Here is a 13,827-nt window from a genome sequence, read left to right as displayed (position 1 = left end):
CCCGATTTTTCTGCGAACCCGAGTTTCTGTACTGCCTATGTATTCTAGAGCCTTGTTGTGCCTTGTGATGACCGGTGTCTGCGCCCCTGCGGTGGCCGATACCGTATGGATGAAGAACGGCGACCGGCTCAGCGGCAAGATCAAGGTCTTCGACGGTGGCAAGCTGGTGCTGCAGACCGAATACGGTGGCTCCATCGCGCTGGACTGGAAGAAGGTCAAGACCCTGGAGAGCGACCAGGAACTGCTGGTCAAGCAGGACGCCTACACCGGCGAGAAGGCCAAGTCGCTGCAGGCCGGTGAAGACGGCCAGGTGATCCTGGCCAATGGCGAGGCGCCCAAGGCGGTTGAACTGGCCAGCATCCAGCAGATCATGAAGCCCAAGCCGCTGGTCGAAGACATGCTGTGGAAGGGCAACATCGACCTGGCACTGGACTACAAGCGCGCCGAAACCGACAGTGACGACTACGACGTCGACTTCAAGACCACTGCCCGTCACGGTCGCTGGCGGCATAACGCCGAGGGCGAGTACAACCGCGAGACCAAGAACGACACGACAACCACCAACAACTGGAGCGCCGAATACGCGCTGGACCGCTTCATTACCGAGCAGTGGTTCTGGCAGGGGCGTCTGAACTACAAGCGCGACCACATCGAAGACCTGACCCGCCAGCGCACGGTCGGTACCGGCCCGGGGTACCAGTTCTGGGACGACGAGCTGGGCGCGTTCTCGCTGGGTTCGCTGCTCAACCGCACCGACTACGAGTACAGCGACGGCGGCAAGGACAATTTCTATTCGCTGGGCGTGAAGTGGGACTACAACCGCTACCTGATCGGCAAGTCGGTCGAGCTGTTCACCAACGGCGAGGTTGGCAAGCCGCTGGGCGGTGTGGCGGACTACAGCCTGGATGCCGAGGTAGGCCTGCGCTACAAGGTCACCGAATGGGCATCGCTGAACCTGAAGGCCGAGAAGGACATCATCAGCGGCACCAGCGACAGCGACCTGGACAAGACGCGCTACACCGTCGGCTTCGGCGTGGCCTGGTAAACCGCTTTCGCATTCAGGGGCCGGTGCCTGCAGGCCCCTTGGCAATCGCCACTGATAATGATTAGCTTGTCGCGATCACACCTTTCCCAGGAGCACCCCCGTGAGCGCGAAGGCTGCAAGGCAGGCAAGAGAGCTGCTGCTCAAGGAGTACCGTGGCGTACTCTCGACCCATTCCAAATCGATGCCCGGCTTCCCCTTCGGTTCCGTGGTGCCGTACTGCCTGGACGCCGACGGTAACCCGCTGATCCTGATCAGTCGCATTGCCCAGCACACCCACAACCTGCAAAAAGACCCCAAGTGTTCGCTGCTGGTAGGCGAGCGCGATGCCGAGGACGTGCAGGCGGTGGGTCGCCTTACCGTGATGGCCGAGGCCCACAAGCTGGCCGACCCCGAGGCCATCGAGGCCGCCGCCGGGCGCTATTACCGCTACTTCCCCGAATCGAGCCAGTACCACAGCGCCCACGACTTCGACTTCTGGGTGCTCAGGCCGGTGCGCCATCGCTATATCGGCGGCTTCGGCGCGATTCACTGGCTGGACGACGTGACCCTGGCCAACCCGTTCGCCGGCAAGGCCGAGGTGAGCATGGTCGAGCACATGAACGACGACCATGCCAACGCCATCGCGCACTACGTCGAGCTCAGCGGCCTGCCTGCCAGCGCACCGGCCTCGCTGGTAGGGATCGATACCGAGGGCATGCACCTGCGCATCGGCCAGGGCCTGCACTGGCTGGCGTTTCCAAGGTCTTGCAATACACCGATACAAGTACGCGAAGCCCTGGTTTTGCTGGCCCGCGCCGAACAGTGGCCTGATCGCGAGGCGGTCGAGGGTTGAAATTGCAACGGCCAGCAACCATTTAAGGTCGTACCTGCAAGGACATCTTGCGTAGAGGAACCCTTGATGCGTGCTTTTCTACTGCTGTTTCTGCTTTTCCCGGTGCTCGAGCTGTATGTGTTTTTCAAGGTCAGCACCGCGATCGGATTTTTCCCGGCGCTGCTGCTGATCATCGCGGGCTCGGCCCTCGGTGTGCTGGTGGTGCGGGTCGCGGGCCTTGCCACCGCGCTGCGTGCGCGGGCGAGCCTGCAGCGCGGCGAATTGCCGGCCGAAGACATGTTCCACGGCCTGATGCTGGCCCTGGGTGGCGGTCTGCTGTTGCTCCCCGGCTTCATCAGCGACGTGATCGGCCTGATCGTGCTGTTGCCGTTCAGCCGCCGGTTGCTGGCCAACAAGCTGCGCCAGCGCGCCGAAGCCCAGGCCATGCGTCAGCGCGCCTTCGGCGACGACCCGTTCAATGCGCCGCCCGGCGCACCGCGTCAGCCCAATGTGATCGAAGGCGAATACGAAAAGCGTGACCCGTGACGCGAGCGCTCGCCCGCGTAGCATGAAACGGCCCTTCGGGGCCGTTTTTCATTTGGCGCGCCGGCCTGCAAAAATTTTCATCGGCAAGCCTTGTAATCGCCTTGGCCGACCTCATGTATGGGTCACCGCAAGGTTTCTGGGCATTTGCCCCAGACAATACATGCGTGGCCCGCCCCGCGGTCCACGATCGGCTACGCCGAAAGCATCAACACGCCGGTAACGATACCGGCCGATGAAAACCACTATCAGGAGAGATCGACAATGAAGCTTCGTCCTCTGCATGACCGCGTCGTCATCCGTCGCAGCGAAGAAGAATCGAAAACCGCTGGCGGTATCGTTCTGCCAGGCTCGGCCGCTGAAAAACCCAACCGTGGCGAAATCGTCGCCGTGGGTACCGGCCGCATCCTGGACAACGGCGAAGTGCGCGCGCTGGCCGTGAAAGTGGGTGACAAGGTGGTTTTCGGCCCGTACTCGGGCAGCAACACTGTGAAAGTTGACGGCGAAGACCTGCTGGTAATGGCTGAGAACGAGATTCTCGCCGTTATCGAAGGCTGATCCGCTGGTTTCCCGTTACTCCAAAGTATTCAAGGATTAAACGATCATGGCTGCTAAAGACGTAAAATTCGGCGATTCCGCCCGTAAGAAAATGCTGGTTGGCGTCAACGTTCTGGCTGACGCGGTAAAAGCGACCCTGGGCCCGAAAGGCCGCAACGTGGTTCTGGCCAAGAGCTTCGGCGCGCCAACCATCACCAAAGACGGTGTTTCGGTTGCCAAGGAAATCGAACTCAAGGACGCCTTCGAGAACATGGGCGCCCAACTGCTGAAAGACGTGGCCTCCAAGGCTAACGACGAAGCAGGCGACGGCACCACCACCGCTACCGTTCTGGCACAGGCCATCGTCAGCGAAGGCCTCAAGGCCGTTGCTGCCGGCATGAACCCGATGGACCTCAAGCGCGGTATCGACAAGGCCACCATCGCCATCGTCAAAGAGCTGAAGAACCTGTCCAAGCCATGCGCCGATTCCAAGGCCATCGCTCAGGTCGGTACCATCTCGGCCAACTCCGACACCTCCATCGGTGAAATCATTGCCGAAGCCATGGAAAAAGTCGGTAAAGAAGGCGTGATCACCGTCGAAGAAGGCTCGGGCCTGGAAAACGAACTGTCGGTTGTAGAAGGCATGCAGTTCGACCGTGGCTACCTGTCCCCTTACTTCGTCAACAAGCCGGACACCATGGTTGCCGAGCTCGACGGCCCGCTGCTGCTGCTGGTCGACAAGAAGATCTCCAACATCCGCGAACTGCTGCCAGTACTGGAAGCCGTTGCCAAGGCCGGTCGTCCGCTGCTGATCGTGGCTGAAGACGTCGAAGGCGAAGCGCTGGCTACCCTGGTGGTCAACAACATGCGCGGCATCGTGAAAGTGGCTGCGGTCAAGGCACCTGGCTTCGGCGACCGCCGCAAGGCCATGCTGCAGGACATCGCCGTCCTGACCGGCGGTACCGTGATCTCCGAAGAAATCGGCCTGAGCCTGGAGTCGACCACCCTGGAGCACCTGGGCAACGCCAAGCGCGTGACCCTGTCCAAGGAAAACACCACCATCATCGACGGTGCTGGCGTTGAAGCCGACATCGAAGCACGCGTCAAGCAGATCCGTGCCCAGATCGAAGAGACTTCCTCGGACTACGACCGTGAAAAACTGCAAGAGCGTCTGGCCAAGCTGGCTGGCGGTGTTGCCGTGATCAAGGTCGGTGCCGGCACCGAAGTTGAAATGAAAGAGAAGAAAGCCCGCGTTGAAGACGCCCTGCACGCTACCCGCGCAGCCGTCGAAGAAGGCGTGGTACCTGGCGGTGGCGTGGCGCTGGTTCGCTCGCTGCAGGCCATTGCCGAGCTCAAGGGTGACAACGAAGACCAGAACGTGGGTATCCAGTTGCTGCGTCGCGCCGTCGAGTCCCCACTGCGCCAGATCGTTGCCAACGCCGGCGACGAGCCAAGCGTGGTAGTCGACAAGGTCAAGCAAGGTTCGGGCAACTTCGGTTACAACGCTGCTACCGGCGAGTACGGCGACATGATCGAAATGGGCATCCTGGACCCTGCCAAGGTGACCCGTTCGGCTCTGCAGGCCGCGGCCTCGATCGGTGGTCTGATGATCACTACCGAAGCCATGGTTGCCGATGCGCCTGAAGACAAGGCTGCCGGTGGCATGCCTGACATGGGCGGCATGGGTGGCATGGGCGGCATGGGCGGCATGATGTAAGCCAGCCTTACCCGCTTGAAGAAGAGCCCCGCCTTGTGCGGGGCTTTTTTATGTCTGGCAGAAACCCTTCGCCAGCAAAGCTGGCTCCTACAGACGTTCAGCGAATCCTGTAGGTGCCAGCCTGGCTGGCGAAGCGGCCAGTGACGGCTTGCGATACAACACCAGCCAGTAGCACCCCAACCCGATCAGCCAGCAGAACACTGCGGTCCACACATTGTGCGAAAAGAAGTGGGCGCCCTGCAGCATCCTGCCCACCGAAAACACCACCCCCAGGCCAAAGGCGAACACCAGCGCGGCCTTGGCCAGGCGTGGCTTGCGATCACGCAGGACAAAAAACAGCGCAAACAGGGTAAACCCCGTGGCCGCATGCCCGCCCGGCCAGCAGCGCCCTGGCTTGTCGGTGGCGGGGCGGGCCTCTAACAGCTTGCTGTAGGTTTCCTGGCCGCCGAATTCGCTCAGGCTCCAGGGGCACTGCACCGCCGTCGCGGCCTTGAGCGGCGTCACGAAGCCGGTCGACAGGCCCATCGCCAACACCAGGCAACCCAGTTCCCGGCGCCAGCTCTTGAGGCGCTGCAGCACAAAGCTGGCGGCAAAGCCGACGATGGCCAGTACCGCGAACAGGATGACCAGCTCCTTGGCGCGATCATGCAGGATGTCTTCGAGAAAATAGCTGTGACGACCGATGAACTGGCCCGCCTGCGGGTCGAACGCGAGGTTGGCCAGGGCCATGTCCAGGTCGGTCAGCTCCAGCAGGATCAGGCACACGGCGGTCAGCAGCGGAATGCCCAGGGCAATCCACAGGTTCAGCGGGCGGGACGCGGGCAAAGGGGGAGTGGCAGGCATGGCAGGGTCCAGGCAGGCAATGGAAACTGCCGATTGTGTGCCGCCGCGCCTACGCTATGTGTGAAGCTGGGGTGAAAAAAATGTCAGTTGCGATTAAATCCATGCGGCGCTGGCGGGGCCTGGACGATGGCCTTAAGCTGCGCCTGCCAAGCAGGCAAACGAGGACGGGGGAGAGGTACCGATGCGAATTCTACTGGTTGAAGACAACCGCGATATCCTGGCCAACCTGGCCGATTACCTGGGCCTCAAGGGCTACACCGTCGACTGCGCCCAGGACGGCCTGTCGGGCCTGCACCTGGCTGCCACCGAGCACTACGACCTGATCGTGCTCGACATCATGCTGCCCGGCATCGACGGCTACACGCTGTGCAAGCGCCTGCGCGAGGATGCCCGGCGCGATACCCCGGTGATCATGCTGACCGCCCGCGACCAGCTCGACGACCGCCTGCAGGGCTTTCGCTCCGGCGCCGACGACTACCTGCTCAAGCCGTTCGCCCTGTCGGAACTGGCCGCGCGCATCGAAGCGGTGCTGCGCCGGGCCCAGGGCGGTGGCCGGCGCAGCCTGAACGTCGGCGACCTGAGCTACGACCTCGACACCCTGGAGGTCACCCGCCAGGGCAAGTTCCTCAAGCTCAACCCGGTCGGCCTCAAGCTGCTTGCAGTGCTGATGCAGAAGAGCCCCCACGTGCTGCGCCGCGAGGTACTGGAAGAAGCCCTGTGGGGCGACGACTGCCCCGACAGTGACAGCCTGCGTAGCCACGTCCACCAGTTGCGCCAGGTGATCGACAAGCCATTCGACAAGCCCCTGCTGCATACCGTGCACGGTGTTGGCTATCGACTGGCCGAGGGTCGTGATGGAGTTTAAGCAAAGCCTTGCCCAGCGCATCATCATCGCCTTCGCGCTGATGAGCGCGCTGGTGGCCGGGGCCTTCGCCTTCGGCATCGTGGCCACCGTGCACCTGGTGGAAGAGCGCCTGATTTCCTCGGTACTGGGGGGCGACCTCAAGCGCATGCTGCTGATGGACAGCGTATCGGAGTGGAGCCACCGCCCGCGGCCCGACCAGTTGTTCTACTACAGTGGTGGGCGCGACGACTTCGACCTGCCCAAGGACCTGCGCCACCTCACCCCGGGGTTTCACGAAGTGTTTCGCGAGCACCTGTCGTACCACGCCATGGTCGAGGTGGTGGACGGGCGGCACTACGTGCTGCTGCAGGACCAGAGCGATTTCGAAGAACGCGAGCGCGTGCTGTTCGCCGTGGTGGTGGTGGGCTTCGTGCTCAGCCTGGCACTGGCGGTATTTCTCGGCTGGGTGCTGGCACGGCGGGTGATGGCCCCGGTGATCCGGCTGGCGCGCCAGGTGCGCCACCGCGACCAGTTGCTGGGCCTGGCGCCGCCCCTGGCGCCGGACTACGCGGCCGACGAAGTGGGGCAACTGGCGGTGGCCTTCGACGCCACCCTGGGGCGCCTGCGTGATGCACTGACCCGCGAGCGGCTGTTCACCAGCGATGTCAGCCATGAACTGCGCACGCCCCTGATGGTGCTGGCCAGCTCGTGCGAGCTGCTGCTGGAGAACCCGGCCATCGACAATCGCGCCCGCGCCCAGGTCGAACGCATTTCGCGGGCCACCGAAGAAATGCGCGAGCTGGTGCAGACCTTCCTCATGCTCGCCCGCGCCCAGCGCGACGAGGGTGCCGTCGCTTCGCGGGCAAGCCTGCGTGAGGTGGGCAACGAACTGATCGGCGTCTGGCGCGACACCATCGAGCAGAAGGGGCTGACCCTCACCTACCACTACACCGGCGCGCTGCCCACCCTGTACAACGCCACGTTCCTGCAATCGGTGATGGGCAACCTGCTGCGCAATGCGGCGCACTACACCGACCAGGGGTACATCCGCCTCACCCTGGAGCCCGATGGCTTCACCGTCGAGGACAGCGGCGTGGGAATTCCCGAGGAGCATCGCGAGGCCATGTTCCAGCCGTTCGTGCGCGGCGGCGAAAAGCGCGGGGAAGGGCTCGGGCTGGGCCTGTCGCTGGTGCAGCGGATCTGCGAGGACCAGGGCTGGAGCGTCAGCCTGAGCGCCGCCGAACCCCATGGTTGCCGGTTCCATGTGAAATTGGGCACGGCTGGGTCGCAGTCCTCCGGAAACACCTTGTAACTTAGCGACGCAACCTGACATTTTTTTCACGTTCGCATGACCTGACGCCAACGTCGCCCTGCTTAAGGTAGGCGGCATTGGAGTCAGGAGATGCACCATGCGCAGTCCCATCAAGCTCAAGTTTTCCGAAAAGTACGACGAGCAGCACGCTCAACAGTACCTGCACAAGCACCAGGACGGCATTGCCCGCCGCTTGTCCCACCAGCGTGACGAGCAATTGGCCCGGCGTGCCCTGGCGCTGGCCGGGGAGCCTGGCCTGGTGCTGGACCTGCCCAGCGGTGCCGGCCGTTTCTGGCCGCTGCTGGCCGAAAAGGCCAACCGCGTGATCATCGGCGCCGACAATTCCGCCGCCATGCTGCAGATCGCCTGCGGGTCGCAACCGGCAGAAGTGGTCAAACGGGTACGGCCCTTGCAGACATCAGCCTTCGCCATCGATCTGCCGGACAACGCGGTAGACAGCATTTTCTGCATGCGGCTGTTCCACCACATTGGCGAAGCGGCCCATCGCAAGGCGATTCTTTCGGAGTTTCAACGGGTTAGCCGCGATAGCGTGATCATCTCGTTGTGGGTGGACGGCAACATCAAGGCCTGGCGGCGTAAACGCCTGGAAGCACGCCGTAACAACGGGCAGGCCGATGGCAGTTACCAGAACCGTTTTGTGTTACCAGCTGCTACGGTTGAACAGGAGTTCGAGGCCGCAGGTTTCCGTATTCAGGAACGAATGGACTTTTTGCCGTTCTATGCGATGTGGCGAGTTTACGTATTGCGCAAGGGGTGAAGGAATGGCTGTGGAAGGAACGGGCGGTACGGCGGTCTCGGATCAATTCGATTACTTCTGGCAGCGCCAGGGCGAATGGGTGGAGGCACCCAACCAGCGGCGTGGCGGCGAAAGCGGCGTGCAGCGCCTGAGCGACGAGACGGGCCATCTGCTGTATGCCAAGCGCCAGGTCGGGCATATCTACCGCAGCCTGTTGCACCCTTTCGGTCGCCCCACGGTATTGCGTGAGTTCGCTGCCCTGAGCAGTTTCGAGCAGTTGGGCGTGCGGGTGCCGCATATCGTCTATTGCGGCGTGGAGCGCGATGCCCAGCACCAGTGGCGGGCGCTGCTGGTCAGCGAGGCGCTGGATGGTTTCGAGGAGATCGACCTGTGGTACGCCGGCGGCGGGCGCGAGCAGCACGGCGAGGCGCTGCACGACCGGGTGCTCGAGGACCTGGCCGGCAACCTGGCGCGCATGCACCGCGGGCACTGGCAGCATGGCTGCCTGTACAGCAAGCATATTTTCGTGAAGGTGACCGGCGAGGGCGCGGATGCGCGTGCCGAGGTCGCCTTGCTGGACCTGGAGAAGTGCCGCCGGCGCATCAGCTGCCAGCGTGCGGCCGCCAATGACCTGAAGCAACTGCGCCGCCATTCGTCGTGGAACGATGCGGACTGGAAGAAGTTGCTCTACTTTTACGAAGTGGCGTTTGGCAGCGCTGTCAAAGGTTTAGAGCAATGAAACTAGAAATAGCACGAGGTTTGTTTCTGCTTGTGGCGTTGGCGGTGGCTTCGGTGGCTTTCGCCGCGTGGGAGGAGCCGCGTCCGCAGGTGCTCAGTTCCATCGACCTGGGCGCGCAGTGCCCGCTGCCGCGGACGGCCAAGCCGGTCGTCACGGCGCAACCGGACCATGACCTGCTGTTGTTCCTGTTCGGCATGAGCCGGGGGCTGCGCTCCAACGGGTGATGAAGTGTATCGGCGCGGGTCAAGCCCGCTCCCACAGGGTTGCAGTGATCCTTGTGGGAGCAGGCTTGACCCGCGATGCGTTCAACTCGATTCCAGCGCCGTACTTGGCATTTCCTTCCTGGCCAGCAACGTATACACGCACGGCAACACGAACAACGTGAACAGCGTGCCCACCGACATCCCGGTGGCGATCACCATGCCGATGTCGAACCGACTCACCGCCCCGGCGCCCGTCGCCAGTATCAGCGGCACCATGCCGAATACCATCGCCGCCGTGGTCATCAGCACCGGCCGCAGGCGTATCGCTGCCGCTTCCTCTACGGCATCCCGCGCATTCAGCCCCTTGTGCAGGCGCAACTGGTTGGCGAACTCGACGATCAGGATGCCATGCTTGCTGATCAGCCCGATCAGCGTCACCAGCCCCACCTGGGTGTAGATGTTCATGCTCGACCACCCCAGAAACAGCGGGATCAATGCTCCACAGATCGACAGGGGCACCGTCACCAGGATCACCAGCGGGTCGCGGAAACTCTCGAACTGCGCCGCCAGCACCAGAAAGATGATCGCCAGCGCCAGGCCGAAGGTCACCCACAGCGCACTGCCTTCCTGCACGAACTGACGTGCCTGCCCGCTGTAGTCGAAGGCGAAGCCTGCCGGTGCCTCCTGCTGGGCGATGCTGCGCACCGTCTCCAGGGCCTCGCCCATGCTCACCAGCGGGAAGCCCTGGATGATCGCCGAGTTCAGCTGCTGGAACTGGTTGAGCTGGCGCGGCCGCGCGCGGTCGCTGACGCTGATCAGGGTCGACAGGGGCAGCATCCGGCCCTGCTCGTTCTTCACGTAGTAGTTGTTCAGCCAGCCGGGGTTGTCGCGGTAGGCCTGCTCGACCTGGGCGATCACCTTGTAGCTGCGCCCCTCGATGGTGAAGCGGTTGATCTCGGCCTCGCCCAGCAGCGTGGCCAGGGTGCCGCCCAGGGCATCCATCGACACCCCCATCTGCGCCGCCTTGGCCCGGTCGATATCTACCACCACCTCCGGCTTGTCGAATGCCAGGTCGATGTCCAGGAAGGCGAACTTGCCCGAGGCCTGGGCGCGGTCCTTGACCCGTTGCGCCACTTCCAGCAACGACACGTAGTCATTCGGCGTGTTGATCACGAAGGCGAATGGCAGGCCTTCGCCGGTGCCCGGCAGGGAGGGCAGGTTGAAGCCGAAGATCTGCAGGCCGCTGATGGTCGCCAGCTTGGCCTGCACCTCGGGCAGCAACTCCATCTGGGTGCGGCTGCGCTGGTTCCACGGCTTGAGCAGAAAGCCGCCGATGCCCGATTGCACGCCGTTGAAGCCGTTGATCTGGAACGAGGAGTAGTACTCGGGGAATGACTTGAAGATCGTGATGAACTCGTCGGTGTAGGCGTTCAGGTAATCGAGGTTGGCCGGTTGCGGGGCGGTGGCCATCATGAAGATGATGCCCTGGTCTTCGTCCGGGGCCAGCTCGTTCTTGCTGAACATCAGAAACACCGGGATCAGGCACAGCACGATCAGGGCGAACACAATCACCACCGGCCGGGTCTCGAGGGTGCCGTGCAAAAGCGTCTGGTAGCGGCGCTTGAGCCGCTCGAACAGCTGGTCGAGACGATGGGCCAGGCCGCTGGGGTTCTGCTCCGGGCGCAGCAGCAGGGCACACATCATCGGCGACAGGGTCAGCGCGACAATGCCGGAAATCACCACGGCCCCGGCCAGGGTCAGGGCGAACTCCTTGAACAGGGCCCCGGTGAGGCCCTCCAGGAAACCGATGGGGGCGTACACCGCCGCCAGGGTGATGGTCATCGAGACCACCGGCATGGCGATCTCCCGGGCGCCTTCCAGCGCGGCGTCGAACGGCGTCTTGCCCTCCTCGATATGGCGGTGGATGTTCTCCACCACCACGATCGCATCGTCCACCACCAGGCCGATGGCCAACACCATCGCCAGCAGCGTCAACAGGTTCAGCGAGTAGCCCATCAATTGCATGAAGAACAGCACGCCGATCATCGACAGCGGGATGGTGATCACCGGGATCAGCACCGAGCGCAGCGCGCCGAGAAACAGGAACACCACCACGATCACGATCAGCACCGCCTCGACCAGGGTCTTGACCACCTCGTCGATGGAGGCCTGGATGAACAGCGTGGCGTCATAGGCGATGGAGGCCTTGAGGTTGGGCGGCAACTGCGCTTCCAGCTCCGGCATCAGCTTGCGCACCTCCTTGATCACGTCCAGCGGGTTGGCGGCCGGGGTGGCCTTGATGCCGATGTACACCGACGGCGTGCCGTCGAACGAGCTGACCGTGTCGTAGTTCTCCGCGCCCATCTCCACCCGTGCCACATCGCCCAGCAGCACGCGGCTGTCGCCCTTGGTCTTGAGCGGGATGGCGGCGAAGGCTTCGGCCGACTTGAGTTCGGTGGTGGCGTTGATGCTGGTGACCACGTACTGGCCCTTGACCTCGCCGGCGGCGGACAGGAAGTTGTAGCGGCGCACCGCGGCAGTCACATCGCCGGCGCTCAGGCCGTAGCCGGCCAGCTTCACCGGGTCGATCCACAGGCGCATGGCGAACACCTGGTTGCCGAGGATCTCGGCTTCGGCCATGCCGGGCAGGGTGGCGAGCTTGGGCTGGATCACCCGCGACAGGTAGTCGGTGATCTGCGGGTTGCTCAGCTCCTTGCTGTAGAAGCTGATGTACATCAGCGCCGAGGCATCGGCGGCTTCCTTGCTCAGCACCGGGTCCTCGGCGTCCTGGGGCAGCTTGTTCTTGACCTCGTTGGCCTTGGCCAGCAGCTCGGTGAACAGCCGGTCGCTGTCGGAGCCGATGCGCGCGTAGATCGAAATCACCGAAAAATTCTGCCGGCTCACCGAGGTCATGTAGTCGATGCCTTCGGCACTGGCCAGGCTCTGCTGCAGGGGCTGGGTGATGTAGCCCTGGATGGTTTCGGCGTTGGCCCCTGGGTAGGCGGTGGTCACCGTGATCAGGGCGTTTTCCATTTGCGGGTACTGGCGGATCGGCAGTTTGCTCCAGGCCTGGAACCCCAGCAGCACGATCAGCAGGCTGACCACGCTGGCCAGCACCGGGCGACGGATGAACGGGTCGGTAAAGGCCATGGCGGTTCCTTGGTCAGTCGGCGCCGGGCTGGCTGGTCGGTTCGGCTTGCAGGGTCTTGTCGGCGCTCAGGGTGACGGCAGCGCCCTGGGTCAGCTTCAACTGGCCGGCGGTGACCACCGTTTCGCCGGGCGTGAGGCCCTTGGCGATCACCACCAGGCCGTCGCGGCGCTCGCCGGTCTCGACGAAGCGCCGCTCGGCGATCAGTTGCGGCTGGCCATCGGCCGTGGTCTGCACCTTGCCGTCTTCGGACTTTTGCGGCACGGCGACATACACCGAGTTGCCATAGAGGGTGTAGGTGACGGCGCTCTGCGGCACCACCACCGCGTTGCGCGGGTTGGGCAGCAACACCTGCAGGCTGGCGAACATGCCCGGCAGCAACGTGCCGTCGGGGTTGGCCAGGGTGGCGCGCACCTGCAGGTTGCGGGTGGTGTCGTCGACCTTGGGGTTGATCGCGCTGAGGGTGGCGGTGAAGCTGCGATGCGGGTAGGCGGCCACCGAGACCAGCGCCTGCTGGCCGAGGCTGAGGTTGGGCAGCGCCTGTTCCGGCACGAAGAAGTCGACATACAGGCTGCTCAGGTTCTGCAGGGTGGCGATCACAGTGCCGCTGGCCAGGTAGCTGCCCAGGTCGACCTGGCGGATACCGATGGTGCCGGTGAACGGCGCGTTGATGCTCTTTTTCGCCAGGGATGCCTTGAGTTGCGCCACTACCGCCTGGTTGCGCAGCAGTTGGGCGCGCAGGCGGTCGAATTCGCCCTTGGAGATGGCCTGGCTGCCGACCAGCTGGCTGCCTCGCTGATAATCCACCTGGGCCAGCCCGAGGTCGGCCTGGGCGGTGCCGAGCAGGGCCGTCTCCACGTCGCTGTCCAGCTGCAGCAGCAGTTGCCCGGCCTTGACCTGCTGGCCGGATTCGAAGTGCAGGGCCTTGACCGTGCCGGCGATCTCCAGGCTCAGGTCCACCCCTTGCAGGGCCTTGAGGCTGCCCACGGCGGGCAGGCGGCTTTGCCAGGGCTGCTCGCGCGCCTCGGCGGCGGCAACGCTGACCGGCGGCTTGGGCGCGGAGAACTGCTGGATCTGGCGGTAGATGGACAAGCCCTTGTAGCCGCCCAGGGCCAGCACCAGCAGCAGGACGATACCCAGCATGATGAGCATGCGACGGCGCAGCATGGACCAGCTCCCTGGAGGCGTTGTTGCGCAAGTCTAGTCGGTCGCGGCGCAGGGGGCGGTGTGCTGGTTCGGTATATTTTATGTTGTCTGTACCGACGTCATCGCGGGTCAAGCCCGCTCCCACAAGGTTCCAGGTGTTCCCTGTGGGAGCGGGCTTGACC

Annotated in this window: 13 protein-coding genes; 10 read left to right on the top strand and 3 right to left on the bottom strand. The window is 63.7% G+C overall.

The features are described 5' to 3' along the window. Positions 1-37 precede the first annotated feature (37 nt). The 5 genes from LOY33_RS20660 to groL all read left to right on the top strand — a co-directional run bounded on the left by LOY33_RS20660 (position 38) and on the right by groL (position 4,653). Positions 38-1,045 (top strand): DUF481 domain-containing protein, encoded by a 1,008-nt coding sequence (locus LOY33_RS20660; protein WP_043862087.1) that lies wholly within the window; start codon positions 38-40, stop codon positions 1,043-1,045. A 100-nt stretch (positions 1,046-1,145) separates the two neighbouring features. Then, a complete protein-coding gene (locus LOY33_RS20655) occupies positions 1,146-1,877 on the top strand; it encodes a HugZ family protein (RefSeq protein WP_088515535.1) in 732 nt (243 codons plus the stop codon). Between the two features lie 66 nt (positions 1,878-1,943). Then, positions 1,944-2,402, top strand: a complete 459-nt coding sequence (locus LOY33_RS20650; protein ID WP_054914827.1) for an FxsA family protein — start codon at positions 1,944-1,946, stop codon at positions 2,400-2,402. Between the two features lie 261 nt (positions 2,403-2,663). Next, entirely contained in the window at positions 2,664-2,957 is a 294-nt protein-coding gene (locus LOY33_RS20645) for a co-chaperone GroES (protein ID WP_009050540.1), read from the top strand. Positions 2,958-3,003: 46 nt separating this feature from the next. Then, the gene (gene groL / locus LOY33_RS20640; protein WP_043862090.1) at positions 3,004-4,653 is read left to right on the top strand and encodes a chaperonin GroEL; all 1,650 of its coding nucleotides are present in this window, start codon (positions 3,004-3,006) and stop codon (positions 4,651-4,653) included. An 87-nt stretch (positions 4,654-4,740) separates the two neighbouring features. Here the strand turns inward: groL and LOY33_RS20635 are convergent, their stop codons facing one another. Further along, positions 4,741-5,496, bottom strand: coding sequence for a phosphatase PAP2 family protein (locus tag LOY33_RS20635; RefSeq protein WP_054914826.1), 756 nt, complete (start codon positions 5,494-5,496; stop codon positions 4,741-4,743). Between the two features lie 181 nt (positions 5,497-5,677). On the opposite strand from LOY33_RS20635, the gene colR reads away from it, so the two are divergent. The 5 genes from colR (at position 5,678) to LOY33_RS20610 (ending at position 9,372) form a co-directional block, all read left to right on the top strand. After that, entirely contained in the window at positions 5,678-6,361 is a 684-nt protein-coding gene (colR, locus tag LOY33_RS20630; protein WP_043862092.1) for a two-component system response regulator ColR, read from the top strand. Continuing rightward, positions 6,351-7,652, top strand: coding sequence for a HAMP domain-containing sensor histidine kinase (locus tag LOY33_RS20625; protein WP_258659922.1), 1,302 nt, complete (start codon positions 6,351-6,353; stop codon positions 7,650-7,652). The genes colR and LOY33_RS20625 overlap by 11 nt, the downstream gene beginning before the upstream one ends. Before the next feature lie 97 nt (positions 7,653-7,749). After that, positions 7,750-8,430 carry a class I SAM-dependent methyltransferase gene (locus LOY33_RS20620; protein ID WP_043862094.1) on the top strand — a complete coding sequence of 227 codons (681 nt, stop codon included), beginning with the start codon at positions 7,750-7,752 and terminating at the stop codon, positions 8,428-8,430. Between the two features lie 4 nt (positions 8,431-8,434). Further along, on the top strand, positions 8,435-9,148 hold the full coding sequence (locus tag LOY33_RS20615) for a lipopolysaccharide kinase InaA family protein (protein ID WP_043862095.1): 714 nt from the start codon (positions 8,435-8,437) through the stop codon (positions 9,146-9,148). Then, positions 9,145-9,372, top strand: a complete 228-nt coding sequence (locus LOY33_RS20610; RefSeq protein ID WP_043862096.1) for a hypothetical protein — start codon at positions 9,145-9,147, stop codon at positions 9,370-9,372. Before LOY33_RS20615 ends, LOY33_RS20610 begins: the two co-directional genes overlap by 4 nt. A gap of 81 nt (positions 9,373-9,453) precedes the next feature. Here LOY33_RS20610 and LOY33_RS20605 read toward each other — a convergent pair whose 3' ends face one another. Together LOY33_RS20605 and LOY33_RS20600 are read right to left on the bottom strand one after the other, a co-directional pair. Continuing rightward, a complete protein-coding gene (locus tag LOY33_RS20605) occupies positions 9,454-12,501 on the bottom strand; it encodes a multidrug efflux RND transporter permease subunit (protein WP_100633520.1) in 3,048 nt (1,015 codons plus the stop codon). A 13-nt stretch (positions 12,502-12,514) separates the two neighbouring features. Further along, positions 12,515-13,666 (bottom strand): efflux RND transporter periplasmic adaptor subunit, encoded by a 1,152-nt coding sequence (locus LOY33_RS20600; RefSeq protein ID WP_258659920.1) that lies wholly within the window; start codon positions 13,664-13,666, stop codon positions 12,515-12,517. Positions 13,667-13,827: the final 161 nt, after the last annotated feature.

Origin of the sequence: Pseudomonas sp. B21-036 (assembly GCF_024748925.1) — a bacterium.
Taxonomy (GTDB): Bacteria; Pseudomonadota; Gammaproteobacteria; order Pseudomonadales; family Pseudomonadaceae; genus Aquipseudomonas; species Aquipseudomonas palmensis.
This window is presented reverse-complemented; position numbering and strand designations above follow the sequence as displayed.

Bases quoted from the DNA above. Each gene is read 5' to 3' on its own strand.
- LOY33_RS20600 (WP_258659920.1), bottom strand. From the start codon at position 13,666: ATGCTGCGCCGTCGCATGCTCATCATGCTGGGTATCGTCCTGCTGCTG.
- groL (WP_043862090.1), top strand. From the start codon at position 3,004: ATGGCTGCTAAAGACGTAAAATTCGGCGATTCCGCCCGTAAGAAAATG.
- LOY33_RS20635 (WP_054914826.1), bottom strand. From the start codon at position 5,496: ATGCCTGCCACTCCCCCTTTGCCCGCGTCCCGCCCGCTGAACCTGTGG.
- LOY33_RS20645 (WP_009050540.1), top strand. From the start codon at position 2,664: ATGAAGCTTCGTCCTCTGCATGACCGCGTCGTCATCCGTCGCAGCGAA.
- LOY33_RS20660 (WP_043862087.1), top strand. From the start codon at position 38: ATGTATTCTAGAGCCTTGTTGTGCCTTGTGATGACCGGTGTCTGCGCC.
- LOY33_RS20605 (WP_100633520.1), bottom strand. From the start codon at position 12,501: ATGGCCTTTACCGACCCGTTCATCCGTCGCCCGGTGCTGGCCAGCGTG.
- LOY33_RS20625 (WP_258659922.1), top strand. From the start codon at position 6,351: ATGGAGTTTAAGCAAAGCCTTGCCCAGCGCATCATCATCGCCTTCGCG.
- LOY33_RS20610 (WP_043862096.1), top strand. From the start codon at position 9,145: ATGAAACTAGAAATAGCACGAGGTTTGTTTCTGCTTGTGGCGTTGGCG.
- colR (WP_043862092.1), top strand. From the start codon at position 5,678: ATGCGAATTCTACTGGTTGAAGACAACCGCGATATCCTGGCCAACCTG.
- LOY33_RS20615 (WP_043862095.1), top strand. From the start codon at position 8,435: ATGGCTGTGGAAGGAACGGGCGGTACGGCGGTCTCGGATCAATTCGAT.
- LOY33_RS20620 (WP_043862094.1), top strand. From the start codon at position 7,750: ATGCGCAGTCCCATCAAGCTCAAGTTTTCCGAAAAGTACGACGAGCAG.
- LOY33_RS20650 (WP_054914827.1), top strand. From the start codon at position 1,944: ATGCGTGCTTTTCTACTGCTGTTTCTGCTTTTCCCGGTGCTCGAGCTG.